This is a genomic window from Streptomyces sp. NPDC055749 (assembly GCF_053617235.1).
In genome coordinates this window covers 38116-53078 of the sequence record NZ_JBSHFH010000001.1, presented here as the reverse complement: position 1 = coordinate 53078, position 14963 = coordinate 38116, and the positions used below count along the sequence as shown (strand labels likewise).

Genomic DNA, 14963 nt, shown 5'->3' with positions numbered 1-14963 from the left:
GAATGTCCTTATGTGCAAGGTGCATAGTCACCCGGCACATTCACCATTCCTGGACACGCCCGACGAATCCACCGGAAGAGGCCATGCCCAGAGCGAAATCCGCCACCGAGGACGGCGACCGGGCGCTGATCCACGCCCTCCAGATCGCTCCGCGCGCCGACTGGGCCCGCCTCGCCGGAATCCTCGAAAGCCACCCGGTCACACTCGCCAAGCGGTGGGACAGACTCACGTCCGAGGGCCTCGCCTGGTGCACCGGCCTGGCGCTCCACACCGGCGACACCCCGCCCACCCTGGCGTGGGTCGAAGTCGTCTGCACCGGCGAACGGAGCGCCGCACGGGCGGCGGCCCTCGTCGACGACCCGCACGTGCTGTCGGTGTACGAGGTGACCGGAGGCCGCGACATGATCCTCTTCACCGCGTTCCCCGACCTGACCACCCTCGACGAGCACCTGTCGACGCGGCTGCTCCGGCTGCCGGGCGTCGTGCGGACCCGCACCCATCTGGTCACCGCCCTGCACCACAGCGGTCCACGCTGGCGGCTCGACCAGCTCTCCGCCGCCCAGGCCCAGCAGCTGCGCGCCCTGTCCGGCACACCCGGTGACCGCGCCGGACCCCCGCCCACGCTCGCCCCCGACGAACGGTCGCTGGCACTCACGCTCGCCGGGAACGCCAGGACCGGCATCGCGGAGCTCGCCCGTCGTCACGGCATGAGCGAATCGACGACCCGCCGCCGTGTGCGCCGGCTGGAGGCCAGCGGCGTACTCACCTTCAGCTGCATGCCCGCGCCGCAGCACTCGGGCTGGCCTGTCACCGTGGTCATCTGGGCGCACGCGCCCTCGCTGGAACCGGGCTCGCTGTTCGTGAGTCTGCGCGAGGTGGTGGAGGTGATGTCCGTCACCGGTCCCAACAACCTGGTACTCGGCGTCATGCTCCGCTCGCTCGCGGACCTGCCCCCGTTCATGGCGGCGCTCGCCCGGCGCGTGCCCGGCGTGCGGTTCGCGGACACCCTCGTCGCGCTGCGCTGCCACAAGTTCGCCGCCCAGGTGCTCGACGCGAAGGGCCGACGCGTCGGGTACGTGCCACCCGACATCTGGGCAGCTCCGGTGGCCGTGCCCCCGAGGGGCTGAGCCGGTGGCCCTTCCCGGAGGTCACTATGGTGTCCGCGTGACCTCCTTGACCTCGAAGACACCGAGCCCGGCTCCCACGGAAGCCGGGGCGGCAGCGGCCGGTGCCCGGTCGGCCGGGCGCGACCCGTTCTTCGACAACGCGAAATACCTGGCCATCGTGCTGGTGGCGATGGGACATGCCTGGGAGCCGCTGCCCGACAGCGGGCGGGTGGTCGAGACGCTCTACACCTTCGTCTACACCTTCCACATGCCGGTCTTCATCGTCATCGCCGGCTACTTCTCCCGCAGCTTCGACCTGCGGCCGGAGCGGGTGTGGAAGCTGGTCACCCAGCTTCTGGTGCCGTACGTCATATTCGAGGTCGCGTACTCGGTCTTCCAGCGCACAGTGCGGGACCCGTCGTTCACACTGACGATCGCCGACCCGTACTGGCTGCTGTGGTTCCTGCCCGCCCTGTTCTTCTGGCGGCTCACGACACCGATCTGGCAGGTGATCCGCCAGCCGGTCGCCGTGTCCGTGTGCATCGCCGCACTGGCGTCGATGAGCGACGGCATCGGCGGCGACCTGCAGCTCCAGCGCGTCCTGCAGTTCCTGCCGTTCTACGTACTGGGCCTGCGGCTGAAGCCGCACCACTTCGACCTGGTACGCCGCCCCGCGGCGCGGATCATCTCCCTGCCGGTCATCGCGGTCGCCCTGCTCGTCGCGTACTGGGCGGTCCCGCGCATCTCGACCTCGTGGTTCTTCCGGAAGAGCAGCGCCGAGGAGCTGTCCTCACCGGTCTGGGCGGGCGCCGTGATGACCCTGCTGCTGTTCTCCGGCGCCGTGGTTCTCAGCGCGTGCTTCCTGGCCTGGGTGCCGAACCGGAAGCTGTGGATGAGCGCGCTCGGAGCGGGCACGATCTACGGCTATCTGCTGCACGGCTTCGTCATCAGGACCGCCACGTACAAGGGCTTCTACGACCACGCGTTCCTGGAGACACCGCTCGGCCGGCTCGCGGTGACCGTGGCCGCCGCGGTGATGGTGACGCTCCTGTGCACCTCACCGGTGCGCCGGGTGTTCCGCTTCGTGGTGGAGCCCCGGATGAAGTGGGCCCTGAAGCCCAAGCCGGCATCCTGACGCCTCATCCCGTGACGGCCGTCCGGCCGAGGACCGTGGCGTGCTCCAGGACGTCCTCCAGCGGGTCGTCGATCTGACCGGTCGCGATGAGCGCCACCTGCGGGCCGTTGTGCGAGTTCGTGTGCGTCTCGTCGGCGTGCGCGATCCCGGCGGGCAGCACGGACGCCAGTACCGTCGCTCCGAGTGCGGTCAGCTTGCGCATGCTCATGTCGGTTCCTCGCCCATGGGGTGCAGTCGGCCGACCCAATCCTCTCCCCCGCCCGCGCGCGACACGCCGGTGGCCACCCGTACGGCGGAGCGACTGTTACGCGGGAGAACGCACCGCACCCCTGCGCCCGGACGACGGGCACAGGGGTGCGGTGGTGTGGCTGGGTTCTGCGGGATCAGACCGTGTCGGGGGTCCCGAGCAGCGCCGACGCGTTCTCCATCGGGGTGAGGGGCGCCGCGGGGGCGGGCACCTCGGCCGAACGGCAGGTGAAGCCGAGGCGCGTCAGCGCCCTGGTCACCTCGGCGGCGGAGAAGTCACGGCGGTCCTGCCGCGTGATCACTTCGCCGACCTGCTTGACGGGGTAGACCCGGCGGCTGATGACCACCGCGTCACCGGTGACGGGTTCGGGCTTGATGCCCTTCATCGAATCCTCGACTTCGTTCTTGAACAGATCGAAGGGGAAGCGGGCGATGACACAGCGCATAGTGCCTCAACAAGGTGGAGGGGAAAGCCGGACGGGGACTACCGGTACGGATTCACGCGGCCCGGTTGGAGCGGCGCTGCGACGCCGCGGCACGCGCCTCGGGCGTGGGTACGCCCGGACGGCGTCCCTGTGCGGGACGGCTGCGACGGCCACGGCCGGCGAAACCGCCACTCTTGGACCGCTCGGACGGCGGCGAGCTGATGGTGACGGGCACGCCCGAGGGGGCCTGCGCGCCGGTGATCCGGTTCAGCTCGGCCTCACCGGAACGGACCTGGGCGATCTGCGGGGTGATCCCGGCGTCCGCCATCAGGCGGGTCATCTCGCGGCGCTGGTTGGGCAGCACCAGCGTGACGACACTGCCGGACTCACCGGCGCGGGCGGTACGGCCGCCGCGGTGCAGGTAGTCCTTGTGGTCGCTCGGCGGGTCGACGTTGACGACGAGGTCGAGGTTGTCGACGTGGATACCGCGCGCCGCGACGTTGGTGGCGACGAGCACCGTGACATGGCCGGTCTTGAACCGGTCCAGGGTGCGGGTGCGCTGCGGCTGGGACTTGCCGCCGTGCAGCGCCGCCGCCCGTACACCGCTGTTCAGCAGGTGGTCGGTGAGCTTGTCCACGGCGTGCTTGGTGTCCAGGAACATGATCACGCGGCCGTCGCGGGCCGCGATCTCGGTGGTCGTGGCGTACTTGTCGGCGCCCTGGACGTAGAGCACGTGGTGCTCCATCGTCGTCACCGCACCGGCGGCGGGGTCGACCGAGTGGACGACCGGGTCGTGCAGGTAGCGACGGACCAGCAGGTCGACGTTGCGGTCGAGGGTGGCCGAGAACAGCATCCGCTGGCCCTCGGGGTTCACCTGGTCGAGCAGCTCGGTGACCTGCGGCATGAAGCCCATGTCGGCCATCTGGTCGGCCTCGTCGAGGACGGTGATGGTGACACGGTCGAGGCGGCAGTCGCCGCGCTCGATGAGGTCCTTGAGCCGGCCCGGGGTGGCCACGACGACTTCGGCGCCGCCGCGCAGAGCGCTGGCCTGGCGGCCGATCGACATGCCGCCGACGACGGTGGCGATGCGCAGCTTCAGGGACCTGGCGTAAGGGGTGAGCGCGTCGGTGACCTGCTGGGCCAGTTCCCGGGTGGGGACGAGGACCAGGGCCAGCGGGCGGCGGGCGTCGGCGCGGCGGCCCTCGGTACGGGCCAGCAGGGCCAGACCGAAGGCGAGCGTCTTGCCGGAGCCGGTGCGGCCACGGCCCAGGACGTCACGCCCGGCGAGCGAGTTCGGCAGGGTGGCCGCCTGGATCGGGAACGGCACCGACATGCCCTCGGCGACGAGCGCCGCCATGAGCGGTGCGGGCATGTCCAGGTCACCGAAGGCTTCGACGGCGGGCAGCGCCGGGTTGATGGTCACCGGAAGGGCGAACTCGCCCTTGAGCGCCGCGGGCCTGCGGCCGTAGCCACCGGAACGGCCGGAGCCGCCGCCGGAACGGCCCTGGGAGCCGCTTCCGCCCTGGCGGTTCGATGCGGCACCGCGGAATCCGTTGGCGGTGCGGCTGCCTCCGGAGGGGGCGCCACCCGAGCGGGTCCGGGAAAATCGGTCGTTCGTACGAGATGTGCGATCGCGGTTCATGCAGAACCTTCCTCGATATGGCGCGTATCGAGGGATTCTTTATCGGGCAGCAGCAGCCTGAGCGGCGCCAAGAATCGCAAGAACGTGCCGATGAAATACGAATACGAAGCGCGGCCGCTGGAAATAAGCCGTATCCGGCGCTTCAAAATGACTGCTTCTACATGACCGACATACATCCGGAATAAATCACCGGGGAGCCGCTCATGGGGTCGGTCATGGATCGGTCAAGATGTGGGACGTGCTGTGGGACGTGATCTAGGACGTGATGTCGGGACGTGCCGGGCTGACCTGCACCGATCCCGCGCTGCCAGAAAACAGCAGCAAGCCGGGACCCGCACCCCAAGGTGCGGGCCCCAGCTGTGCCATACGCCTGATGTGATCAGGCGGGGGTGATGTTCTCCGCCTGCGGGCCCTTCTGGCCCTGCGTGACGTCGAAGTTCACCTTCTGGCCTTCCTGCAGCTCGCGGAAGCCGGAAGAGGCGATGTTCGAGTAGTGAGCGAAGACGTCAGCGCCGCCACCCTCCTGCTCGATGAAGCCGAAACCCTTTTCCGCGTTGAACCACTTCACGGTGCCAGTAGCCATGTCATATCTCCTTCGGGGCAGTGCCCGTGGGCTCACACTGTGCGAGCCCTACGTCGCCGCAAATGATTGCCCCTTCCGGAAAAGACCCGGAAATACAAAAGCGCGCCCACCGATGTAGAACCGGCGAGAGCACTTGAAGTTTTGGGAACCACAACTGCAACTGAGATCAACCGTAGCACGATTCGTCGGGGGGCGGGCTGTACGCCATATCACTCGGCTCGCGGACATAATCTGCTGGTTGACCATTGAGCAAATTTTCTGTGCTGGCGAAAACAGATATTCAGCGGCCGGCCGCTGGACGCCGCAGCTCCTCGTTGAGACGCAGGGCTTCTTCGAGCTGGTCCTCGAGGATGACGATGCGGCACGCGGCCTCGATCGGCGTACCGCCGTCGACCAGCTCGCGGACACGGGCGGCGATGCGCAGCTGATAGCGGGAGTAGCGGCGATGGCCGCCCTCGGACCGCAGGGGCGTGATCAGACGGGCCTCACCGACCGCCCGCAGGAAACCCGGCGTCGCACCGATCATCTCGGCGGCTCGCCCCATCGTGTAAGCGGGGTAATCGTCGTCGTCGAGCCGGTCGATAGCGTGCGAAGGGGGTTCCGTCGGCATCTGCACCTCTGCTGTCACGCGTCCAGGCGTACCGCTGTTTGACGCGCCTGCGCAAGAAACCCTATGCGTGCGAGGGATTCATGTCTATCGCGACCATCACAGATTTCGGCGGGAGCGGACGTGCGAAGGCGGGTGGTCCCTGGCCGGGCAGACATCCGACTGACCGGTTGGTCAGTTGGATGCGCGCCTGACCAGGGGCCATAATGCCGGTGTAGCCCTTCACGCATCCCCCGTCGTGAAGGGCTACACCCTTGTCCGGACACCCTTGCACGAACCGGGCCGGCCGGGTCTTACGGTCCTGTGACGTGGGTGCGCCGATCCGGGTCCCGCGCCCCGCACGGACCTAGCGTGGCGTTCATGCGCGTACTGGTCACCGGCGGAGCCGGGTTCATCGGGTCGGAGATCGTCAGGGCCCTCGTCGCGGCCGGGCACGAGGCGGTCGTGTTCGACGCCTTGCTGCCGTCGGCGCACGTGGGGAGTGCCGGTGCGCCGGTCCCACCCGGTGTCCGGTCGGTCGTCGGGGACGTACGGGACCGGGAGGCGGTCGCCGGGGCGCTGGCCGGGGTCGACGCGGTGTGCCATCAGGCGGCGATGGTCGGTCTCGGCAAGGACTTCGCGGACGCGCCCGCGTATGTGGCGTGCAACGACCTCGGCACCGCGGTGCTGCTCGCCGGGATGGCGGCGGCGGGGGTACGGGGTCTGGTGCTCGCCGGGTCGATGGTGGTCTACGGCGAGGGCCGGTACGACTGCCCCCGGCACGGGGTGGTGCGGCCCGGTCCCAGGGCGGAGGCCGATCTGGCGGCCGGGCGCTTCGAACCCCTCTGCCCCTCCTGCGGGGCGGAACTGGTGCCCGGTCTCGTCCCGGAGGACGCTCCCGCCGACCCGCGCAACGTGTACGCGACAACCAAGCTCGCCCAGGAGCATCTCGCGGCGGCATGGGCCCGGGCGACGGGCGGGCGGGCGGTGTCGCTGCGCTACCACAACGTGTACGGGCCGGGGATGCCGCGCGACACCCCGTACGCCGGGGTCGCCTCCTTCTTCCGCTCGGCCCTGGCACGCGGCGAGGCCCCCCGCGTCTTCGAGGACGGCGGGCAGCGGCGGGACTTCGTCCACGTACGGGATGTGGCGGCGGCCGATGTGGTGGCCCTGACGGCGCTGACGGAACGGGCGCCGGGCACGTTCACCGCGTACAACACGGGGAGCGGGGAGCCGCACACGATCGGCGAGATGGCCGCCGCGCTCGCTTCGGCCCACGGTGGGCCGCTCCCGGTGGTCACCGGGGAGTACCGCCTCGGGGACGTACGCCACGTCACGGCGGACTCGTCCCGGCTCCGCGCCGAGCTGGGCTGGAAGCCGGAGGTGGGCTTCGCCGCGGGGATGAAGGAGTTCGCGGCGGCGGAGCTGCGGGGCGCAACACCGAGCCCGTCCCCTTCAGGCGCATAAGGACGACACCTCAAGCCCGACGACGCCTCAGCCGGAGGACACCGGCAGCGTGACCTCGAAGCGGCAGCCGCCGGCGACGTTCCGCACCGCCGCCCGTCCCGCGTGCGCCTCCACGATGCCGCGCACGATCGCGAGGCCCAGGCCCGCGCCGGCCGGTGGGGTGCGGGCGTGGGTGCCACGCCAGCCCGTGTCGAAGACCCGGGGCAGGTCCTCCTCCGGAATCCCCCCGCATCCGTCGGTCACCGAGAGCACCACCCCGCCCTCGCACCGCTGCGCGGCCACCGCAACGGTGCCGTCGGCCGGCGTACGGCGGATCGCGTTGATCAGGAGGTTGCCCAGGACCCGGCTCATCTCCTTGCTGTCGACCTCCACCGGCACCGCGTCGACCCGGTCGCCCACCAGCCGTACCCCGTGCTCGCGCGCCAGCGGATGCGCACCGGCGATGGCGTCCCCGACCAGGTCGTACACGGACATGCGGACAGGGGTGAGGGTCAGCGATCCAGCGTGGATACGGGAGAGTTCGAAGAGGTCGCCGACCATGTCGTTCATGCGCTCCACCTCCGTGCGTATCTGCCGCAGATAGCGGCCCGGGTCGGGCGCCATCCCGTCCTCCAGCGCCTCCGACATCGCGCGCAGCCCGGCCAGCGGTGTCCGCAGATCGTGCGAGATCCACGCGACGAGCTCGCGCCGCGAGGTCTCCAGCGCGCGCTCCCGCTCCCTGGAGCTGTCGAGCTTGGCACTCGTGGCCGCCAGCTCCCTTGTGAGCGCGGCGAGTTCGGCGGTCACCTCACCTTCGGGCGCGGCGAACGTACCGCCGTCGCCGAAGGAGCGTGCCGCGAGTGTCAGATCGCGGCTTCGCGCCGCCACCCAGCGGCCCAGCAGCATCGCTGTCGCGAGGGAGACCACGGCGGCCATGGCGACAACGGTCGTGACGACGGTCAGGTCGTGCGGCGACAGGAACATCGCCCAGGCCACCGCGAGCGTTCCCGCGAGCATCGCCGTCACGGCCACCGCGGCGACGACCGTCAGCGACACGACGAGGGAACGGTGCCGGAAAGTCCGCAGGACGAGGGCGCCCAGCAGGCCCGCAGCGGCGGCGCCCATGAAGGCGAAGAGCGCGATGAGCGCGATGTCGTTCACTGCGTCCCACTCCCGGCGGCGGTGTCGGGGGCCGTGGCCCCCCGGAGGTCCAGGCGGTAGCCCACGCCCCACACGGTGCGGATCAGGCAGGGGTGGGCCGGGTCGGCCTCGACCTTGCCGCGCAGGCGGCGTACGTGGACCGTCACCGTCGACAGGTCGCCGAAGTCCCAGCCCCAGACCTCCCGCATCAGCTCCTCACGGGTGAACACCTGACCGGGGTGGCGCAGGAAGAACGCGAGCAGGTCGAACTCGCGGAGCGTCAGGGCGAGCGCGGCGCCGTCGCGGGTCGCGCTGCGGGCCGCCGGGTCGAGGACGAGACCGGCGCCGCCGAACGGCGCCGCGGGCCCTCCGGCGGCGGTCCCGGCCGTGGCCCTGGCGCGGCGCAGTACGGAGTCGACGCGCAGGACGAGTTCGCGCGGGCTGAACGGCTTGGTGACGTAGTCGTCCGCCCCGGTCTCCAGACCGAGGATGCGGTCGTCCTCGTCGCCCCTCGCCGTGAGCATGATGACCGGCACCGGCCCCCGCGCGCGCATCCGGCGGCAGACCTCGAAGCCGTCCATGCCGGGCAGCATCAGATCGAGGACGACCAGATCGGGCCGTCGCGCGGCGAACCGTGCCAGGGCGGCGGGCCCGTCGTCGGCCCGCTCGACGCCGTAACCCGCCCGGTCCAGATAGCCGGCGACGACCTCGGCCACGGTCGGATCGTCGTCCACGACGAGCACCCACCTGGCGGGTGCGTTCGGTGGGGTGTTCTGCATGGTTCCCACCTTGGCAGCCGGTGGTCCGGTGTGTGCCGTCCCGGGGCCGCCGGTGGGCCGACGTCCACGTTTCGTAAGATCCTGACGCCCGAAATGCCGGATTCCGCTCCGTAAGGTGAAGAGCGTGACCGACTCCTCAGCGGCTGACTCCGCCGCACGCGCCGATGTCGTCCTGCCCTGCCTCGACGAGGCGGCGGCCCTGCCCGGCGTGCTGGCGCGGATTCCGGCGGGCTGGCGCGCGATCGTCGTCGACAACGGTTCCACCGACGGCTCGGCCGAGCTGGCGCGCTCGCTCGGCGCGACGGTCGTACGCGAGCCGCGGCGCGGCTTCGGCGCCGCCTGCCACGCCGGGCTGCTCGCCGCCACGGCGGAGTTCGTCTGCTTCTGCGACTGCGACGGCTCCCTCGACCCCGCCCTGCTCCGCTCGTTCGTACGGAGGATCGCCGACGGGGAGACCGAGCTGCTGCTGGGGCGCCGCCGTCCCGAGGGCCGAGGCGCCTGGCCGGTGCACGCACGGGCCGGAAATATGGCGCTGGCCCGGATGCTGCGCCGCCGCACGGGCCTGCGCCTGCACGACCTCGGCCCCCTGCGCGCCGCCCGCCGAGCCGACCTGCTCGCGCTCGGCCTCACGGACCGCCGCAGCGGCTACCCGCTCCAGATGGTGGTCCGGGCCGCCGACGCCGGACTGCGCGTCACGGAGACGGACGTCCCCTATACCCCGCGTACGGGAAAGTCGAAGGTCACCGGCACCTGGCGGGGCACCTGGCACGCGGTACGCGATATGCGGACGGTGCTGCGGGAGCCACCGGCGGGAGAGCGGCCGGCCGGAGAGCGACCGGCCGGAGAGCGGTCGACGGTACGCGGGGAGGTGCCCCGATGAGCCGCGCCACGGGTCCTGCGGACCCCACCGGCCCTGCGGGCGCGACCGGCCCCACCACCCTCCTCGTCATCGCCAAGGAACCCGTCCCCGGGCGGGTCAAGACACGGCTCTGTCCGCCCTTCAGTCACGCCGAGGCCGCCCGGCTCGCCGAGGCCGCCCTCGCCGACACGCTCCGCACCGTCCTCACCCTCCCCGCCCGGCGGCGCGTCCTCGTCCTCGACGGGCGGCCGGGTCCGTGGCTGCCGCCCGGCATCGACGTCGTGGCCCAGAGTGCGGGCGGCCTCGACGAACGGCTTGCCGCCGCGTTCGCCGCCTGCGCGGGTCCCGCCCTCCTCATCGGCATGGACACACCGCAGGCCCGAGCCGAGCACTTGGCCGACGCACTCGCCCCGGACGGCTGGGACCACTGCGGGGCCTGGTTCGGACCGGCCGAGGACGGCGGGTTCTGGGCACTTGGCCTCGCCGACCCGGACCGCGCCCCCGGTCTCGTGCGCGGCGTACCGATGTCCGTCCCGGAGACCGGCGCGGTCCAGCGCCGCCGCCTCGTGGACGCCGGGCTCACCGTGCGCGATCTGCCGCAGCTGCGCGACGTGGACACGGCCGAGGACGCCGCCTACGTCGCCGCCGCCGCGCCGGACGGCGCGTTCGCCGCGGTCTTCGCCCGCCTGACCCGGGCCGCTGCCCGGTGAACGCCCCGACGGATACGGCACAGCCGGCCGCCTGGACCACCGACCCGTACGCGAACGCGCTGCGCAACGGCCACGGTCCGCTCTTCCTGCGGCGTACGGACGGCTGGCTGCTGCCCCTGGACGTCGAACGCTGGTGCGCGGGCGCCGACGCCGCCGACCTGTCGGCGCTGCGCCGCTGCGAGGGCCCGGTCCTGGACGTCGGCTGCGGCCCCGGCCGCCTCGTCGCGGAACTGGCCGCGCGCGGACACCGCGCGCTGGGCATCGACGTGAGCGAGGCCGCCGTCGCCCGCACCCGGCGGCTCGGCGGCTCGGCGCTGCACCGCAGCGTCTTCGATCCGCTGCCCGGCGAGGGCCGTTGGGGCACGGTCCTGCTCGTCGACGGCAACATCGGGATCGGCGGAGACCCGCACGCCCTGCTGAACCGGGCCGCCGAACTGCTCGCCCCCGGCGGGCTGCTCGTCGCCGAGACCACGGCTGGGGACGTCGACGAGCGGGTCCAGGTCCGGCTGGACGACGGGCGCGGACGGACGGCGGCGCACGGTACGCGACCTGGCGCCCCCACGGACACGCTCTTCCCGTGGGCCCGGCTCTCCACGCCCGCCCTGCTCCGTTACGCGCTGCCGCCCGACTGGCGGCTCGTCGAGGAGTGGGAGACGAACGGCCGCCCCTTCGTGGCCCTGCGCCTCAGCCGCAGCGCGCGGACCACGAACCAGAGCGCCGATGCCGCGAACAGCGCGCCGGTGACCAGCAGCCAGTTCCCGAGGAACACATCGGGGGACAGCCCGCTCGCGGACTCGTAACGCTCCGTCTGCCGGGTGATCAGCGGAAACCACGTCAGCAGGAGCAGACCGGAGAGGAAGGCCGGTACGCGTACGAAGTTGACGAGACCGGATCGCGGGCCGAGCGCCCCGGCCACGGCCCGGTCCGCCAGCGAGTACACCGGCACCAGCACCAGGTCGTGCACGAACGCGGCGCCCACGAACCACAGCGCGACGCCGAACGTGTCGCCGTCCAGCAGCCGCACGCCCGCGTAGCCCGCGAGGCAGAACGTGGTGGCCAGCAGCAGGAGCTGCAGCGGCCCTTCCCCGTACCAACGCCTCAGAATCCCCTTGCTCATGACAGCTCTCCGAACGTCAGGCGGCCCACCCATTTGGTGTTCATCACGCCGGGCGCGGCCGGCACGATGATCCGCGCCGGATATCCGTGATCGGGTGACAGGTCCTCGCCGTTGACCCGCAGCGCCAGCAGCGAGCGCGGGTCGCGTACCTGGTTGTCGCGGAGCGCGACCGTACGGAACGGGCCGCGCCGCTGCACGGACTCCACCAGCACGCCCGGTGGCCGGTCCTCCGGATATCCCGCGAGCGCCGCCAGGTCCCGCAGCCGCACCCCCCGCCACCACTGGTCCGAGGTCGACCAGCCCTCCACGCAGGCGATCGGGAGCGCCGCGCTGTACTGCTCCATCGCGAGCAGCCGGGCCCGGGACAGCCGGATCGCACCGGCCGGTCCGCTGACGGTGAGCGACCAGCCCTCCCCCATGTCGGCCGGGGTGACACCGACGTAGGCGGCGGTCTTGTTGATCTGGAAGCCGTTGGGGCCCGAGCCGGGTTCCTCGCCGCCCCTCGGGGTGAGCAGTGCCGTGGCGCGGAGCGGCCCGTCGAAGCTGCGGCCGGCCGAGGTGGCGAGCATCAGCAGCGAACCGGCGCCCACCACGGCGAGCGCCCCGCGCCGGGAGATGGTTTCCGGAGCGGGGGCGGGCGACGCGAGTTCGTCCTTGTCCGCCTCGCCCCGGTCCGCGCGCAGGACGCCGCCGCGCAACGCCCGTACCGCCTGCGGGAGTTTCAGACAGGTGTGGGCGAGGAACCCGGCGAAGAACACCCAGCCCCCGTAGAAGTGCAGGGGATAGAAGGACCCCGGAAACAGGTACTCCAGCTGGATGTTGAGCAGCCCGGTGATGAACTCGAACAGCGCGCCGCCCACGAGCAGCAGCAGCGAGATCCGCTCCAGTCCATGTGCCACGGACCGGACGGGCGGCATGGTGAAGAGCTTCGGGACCACCGACCAGAGCTTCGCCAGCAGGACGGGTACGAGCGCGATGCCGACCGTGACGTGGAGCCCCTGGTTCAGGCGGTACAGCCAGACCGGGCCGGTCGGCCAGGCGAAGAGATAGAAGCCGAGCCACCCCTTGTCCGGCGTCTTGTCGTTGACGGCCGCGAGGTCCGGGTTGTACGCGGCGTACGACAGCAGCCCGGTCACGAACAGCAGAGTGAGCCCGACGAGCAGGACGAGTCCTAGCACCGCCGTGAAGCGGACACCGCGTACCGGGCTGCGCCAGAACGCGGGGCGGGTGGGGTTGGGCAGTGCGCTGATCCGAGCTCTGGCGTCCATGCGCCGAAGCTATGCCCGGTATCGGGCCATCGGGCGGCTGCGACTCCTGACGAAAGTCTGACGTCACCCCGTGGCACCACCCGAAGCCGTCGTCGCGTGCATAGCGTGCCTACGGTGATGACCGAGGAACGCTCCGGACGCCGCCGGGACCTGATCGCCGCCGGGGCGGGTGTCCTGCTGGTCACCATTGCCGTGCTCGTCGGGCGGGCGATCCAGCGCGCCGACGGAAGCCTCCACGTGCAGTGGCCGCCCCTGCTGGCCTCGTGGGACCCGCACCTGGGCCCCGGAACCCCGGCCGCCGTCGTGGTCGCCGTCGCCGTCGTCGCCTACGGGCCTGTCCTCGCCGCACGGCTGCCGTGGCGGCGCCTGCTCCTCACCGCGTGGGCGGCCACCCTCGCCTGGACGCTGTCGCTCGCGCTCATCGACGGCTGGCGCCGGGGCGTCGCCGGCCGCCTCACCACGAAGCACGAATACCTGCGCGTCATCGACCGCTTCGACGACATCGGGGCCGCGCTGCGCGGCTTCAACGACCACATCCTGATCGGCCCCCCGGGCAACTGGCCCGCCCACGTCGCCGGACACCCGCCGGGCGCCACGCTGACCTTCGTCGGCCTGGACCGCATCGGGCTCGGCGGCGGCGCCTGGGCCGCCGTCTGGTGCCTCGTGCTCGCCGCGTCCGGCACAGTGGCCGTCCTCATCACGCTCCGCGCCCTGGCCGACGAACGTCTCGCGCGCCGGGCCGCTCCGTTCCTCGTACTCGCCCCCGTCGCGGTCTGGGCGGGCGTCTCGGCCGACGGCTACTTCGCGGCCGTCGCCGCGTGGTCCGTGGCCCTCCTGGCCCTGGCCGCGACCCGCACTTCACGCTTCCCGGTGGCCGTCGCACTCGGCTCCGGGCTGCTGTTCGGCCTGACCTGCTATCTGTCGTACGGGCTGACGCTGATCGCGGTGCTCCTGCTCGCCGTGCTCGTGCTCGCCCGGAAGGCCCGCCCGCCCCGCCCGTTCCTCCTGCTCAGCCTGTTCCTGCTGGGGGCGCTCGTCGCCCCGATCGCCTTCACCCTGGCGGGATTCAACTGGTGGGACGCCTACCACCTGCTCGTCGAGCGCTACTACCAAGGCGCGGGTGGCGTACGGCCGTACGGCTACTGGGTCTGGGCGAACCTCGCCTGCACCACCCTCGCCGCCGGCCTCGCCACCGTCGCGGGCCTGCGCCGCGCGACGGCCGCCGCCCCCGGCGCCGTACGCACACTGCGACCCGGCGGCACGGACGCCCGGCAGCAGCTCGCGCTCCTTGCCCTGGCTGCGCTCCTGGCCCTGCTCGTCGCGGACCTCTCCGGTATGAGCAAGGCGGAGACGGAACGCATCTGGCAGCCCTTCATCCTCTGGCTGCTGCCCGCCGCCGCGCTGCTCCCCGACACGACCCGGCGCGGCTGGCTCACCGCACAGGCGGTGGTGGCCCTGCTGATCAACCACCTTCTATGGACAGGCTGGTGAGACCCCCTCAACCGTTACACCCGCACCCGCACCTGCCCGCGCAGCCGCTCAAGCACTCGGCCGCGCAGCAGCTCGTACTCCTCGCGGAGCCTGACGATCTCCGCCGGGCGGGGAACCACCGTGCCGCCCGTGACGATCTCCTCCGGGCCGAACTGCTCGCGGGTGAGGTCGATCTCGATGCCCATCCCCAGCCGGTTCCACCAGTGAAAGTCCGTCTGGACGCCGCCGACCCGCACCTCGCCGCGGATCAGCTCGCCGCCGAGCAGGTCGTTGACCACCATGGCGGTGACGCCGCACTGGTCCCTGGCCGGATTGTCCGGATTCCAGTGCGGTCGGTGAACGGGGGTGGTCGTGTCGGCGTCCCAGCTGCTTCTGATGGCGGCTTCGAGATCGGCGAGGAGGAGTGGTTCCATGCCCCGATCCTCCCACC

16 protein-coding genes are annotated in these 14963 nt (G+C 71.7%); 7 read left to right on the top strand and 9 right to left on the bottom strand.

The window, feature by feature from the left end; genetic code table 11:
• The first annotated feature begins 83 nt into the window (after positions 1 to 83).
• Both ACWGO0_RS00255 and ACWGO0_RS00250 read left to right on the top strand, forming a co-directional pair.
• A complete protein-coding gene (locus ACWGO0_RS00255; protein WP_453525586.1) occupies positions 84 to 1127 on the top strand; it encodes an Lrp/AsnC family transcriptional regulator in 1044 nt (347 codons plus the stop codon).
• 37 nt (positions 1128 to 1164) lie between these two features.
• Positions 1165 to 2241 carry an acyltransferase family protein gene (locus ACWGO0_RS00250; protein WP_453525583.1) on the top strand — a complete coding sequence of 359 codons (1077 nt, stop codon included), beginning with the start codon at positions 1165 to 1167 and terminating at the stop codon, positions 2239 to 2241.
• 4 nt (positions 2242 to 2245) lie between these two features.
• Here the strand turns inward: ACWGO0_RS00250 and ACWGO0_RS00245 are convergent, their stop codons facing one another.
• The 5 genes from ACWGO0_RS00245 to ACWGO0_RS00225 form a co-directional block, all read right to left on the bottom strand.
• On the bottom strand, positions 2246 to 2449 hold the full coding sequence (locus ACWGO0_RS00245; protein ID WP_453525580.1) for a hypothetical protein: 204 nt from the start codon (positions 2447 to 2449) through the stop codon (positions 2246 to 2248).
• A 175-nt stretch (positions 2450 to 2624) separates the two neighbouring features.
• Complete coding sequence (locus tag ACWGO0_RS00240; RefSeq protein ID WP_453525577.1) at positions 2625 to 2933, bottom strand: SCO5918 family protein; 309 nt, start codon at positions 2931 to 2933, stop codon at positions 2625 to 2627.
• 52 nt (positions 2934 to 2985) lie between these two features.
• Entirely contained in the window at positions 2986 to 4554 is a 1569-nt protein-coding gene (locus ACWGO0_RS00235; protein WP_453525574.1) for a DEAD/DEAH box helicase, read from the bottom strand.
• A 379-nt stretch (positions 4555 to 4933) separates the two neighbouring features.
• Positions 4934 to 5137, bottom strand: a complete 204-nt coding sequence (locus ACWGO0_RS00230; RefSeq protein WP_151476148.1) for a cold-shock protein — start codon at positions 5135 to 5137, stop codon at positions 4934 to 4936.
• A gap of 280 nt (positions 5138 to 5417) precedes the next feature.
• On the bottom strand, positions 5418 to 5747 hold the full coding sequence (locus tag ACWGO0_RS00225; RefSeq protein ID WP_453526370.1) for a MerR family transcriptional regulator: 330 nt from the start codon (positions 5745 to 5747) through the stop codon (positions 5418 to 5420).
• Between the two features lie 357 nt (positions 5748 to 6104).
• On the opposite strand from ACWGO0_RS00225, the gene ACWGO0_RS00220 reads away from it, so the two are divergent.
• Entirely contained in the window at positions 6105 to 7190 is a 1086-nt protein-coding gene (locus tag ACWGO0_RS00220; protein ID WP_453525570.1) for an NAD-dependent epimerase/dehydratase family protein, read from the top strand.
• A gap of 27 nt (positions 7191 to 7217) precedes the next feature.
• Here ACWGO0_RS00220 and ACWGO0_RS00215 read toward each other — a convergent pair whose 3' ends face one another.
• Both ACWGO0_RS00215 and ACWGO0_RS00210 read right to left on the bottom strand, forming a co-directional pair.
• The gene (locus tag ACWGO0_RS00215) at positions 7218 to 8330 is read right to left on the bottom strand and encodes a sensor histidine kinase (RefSeq protein ID WP_453525567.1); all 1113 of its coding nucleotides are present in this window, start codon (positions 8328 to 8330) and stop codon (positions 7218 to 7220) included.
• Positions 8327 to 9088 (bottom strand): response regulator transcription factor, encoded by a 762-nt coding sequence (locus ACWGO0_RS00210; protein WP_453525564.1) that lies wholly within the window; start codon positions 9086 to 9088, stop codon positions 8327 to 8329. Before ACWGO0_RS00210 ends, ACWGO0_RS00215 begins: the two co-directional genes overlap by 4 nt.
• Before the next feature lie 124 nt (positions 9089 to 9212).
• On the opposite strand from ACWGO0_RS00210, the gene ACWGO0_RS00205 reads away from it, so the two are divergent.
• The 3 genes from ACWGO0_RS00205 to ACWGO0_RS00195 are packed head-to-tail and all read left to right on the top strand — an operon-like array spanning position 9213 to position 11457.
• Complete coding sequence (locus tag ACWGO0_RS00205; RefSeq protein ID WP_453525561.1) at positions 9213 to 9968, top strand: glycosyltransferase family 2 protein; 756 nt, start codon at positions 9213 to 9215, stop codon at positions 9966 to 9968.
• Positions 9965 to 10657, top strand: a complete 693-nt coding sequence (locus tag ACWGO0_RS00200) for a TIGR04282 family arsenosugar biosynthesis glycosyltransferase (protein WP_453525558.1) — start codon at positions 9965 to 9967, stop codon at positions 10655 to 10657. Before ACWGO0_RS00205 ends, ACWGO0_RS00200 begins: the two co-directional genes overlap by 4 nt.
• Complete coding sequence (locus tag ACWGO0_RS00195; protein ID WP_453525555.1) at positions 10654 to 11457, top strand: class I SAM-dependent DNA methyltransferase; 804 nt, start codon at positions 10654 to 10656, stop codon at positions 11455 to 11457. Before ACWGO0_RS00200 ends, ACWGO0_RS00195 begins: the two co-directional genes overlap by 4 nt.
• A gap of 313 nt (positions 11458 to 11770) precedes the next feature.
• Here the strand turns inward: ACWGO0_RS00195 and ACWGO0_RS00190 are convergent, their stop codons facing one another.
• Complete coding sequence (locus tag ACWGO0_RS00190; RefSeq protein WP_453525552.1) at positions 11771 to 13042, bottom strand: molybdopterin-dependent oxidoreductase; 1272 nt, start codon at positions 13040 to 13042, stop codon at positions 11771 to 11773.
• 117 nt (positions 13043 to 13159) lie between these two features.
• On the opposite strand from ACWGO0_RS00190, the gene ACWGO0_RS00185 reads away from it, so the two are divergent.
• Positions 13160 to 14533, top strand: a complete 1374-nt coding sequence (locus tag ACWGO0_RS00185) for a hypothetical protein (RefSeq protein WP_453526367.1) — start codon at positions 13160 to 13162, stop codon at positions 14531 to 14533.
• Positions 14534 to 14547: 14 nt separating this feature from the next.
• On the opposite strand, the gene ACWGO0_RS00180 is transcribed toward ACWGO0_RS00185, so the two are convergent.
• Entirely contained in the window at positions 14548 to 14946 is a 399-nt protein-coding gene (locus ACWGO0_RS00180; protein WP_382726209.1) for a YunG family protein, read from the bottom strand.
• Positions 14947 to 14963 lie beyond the last annotated feature (17 nt).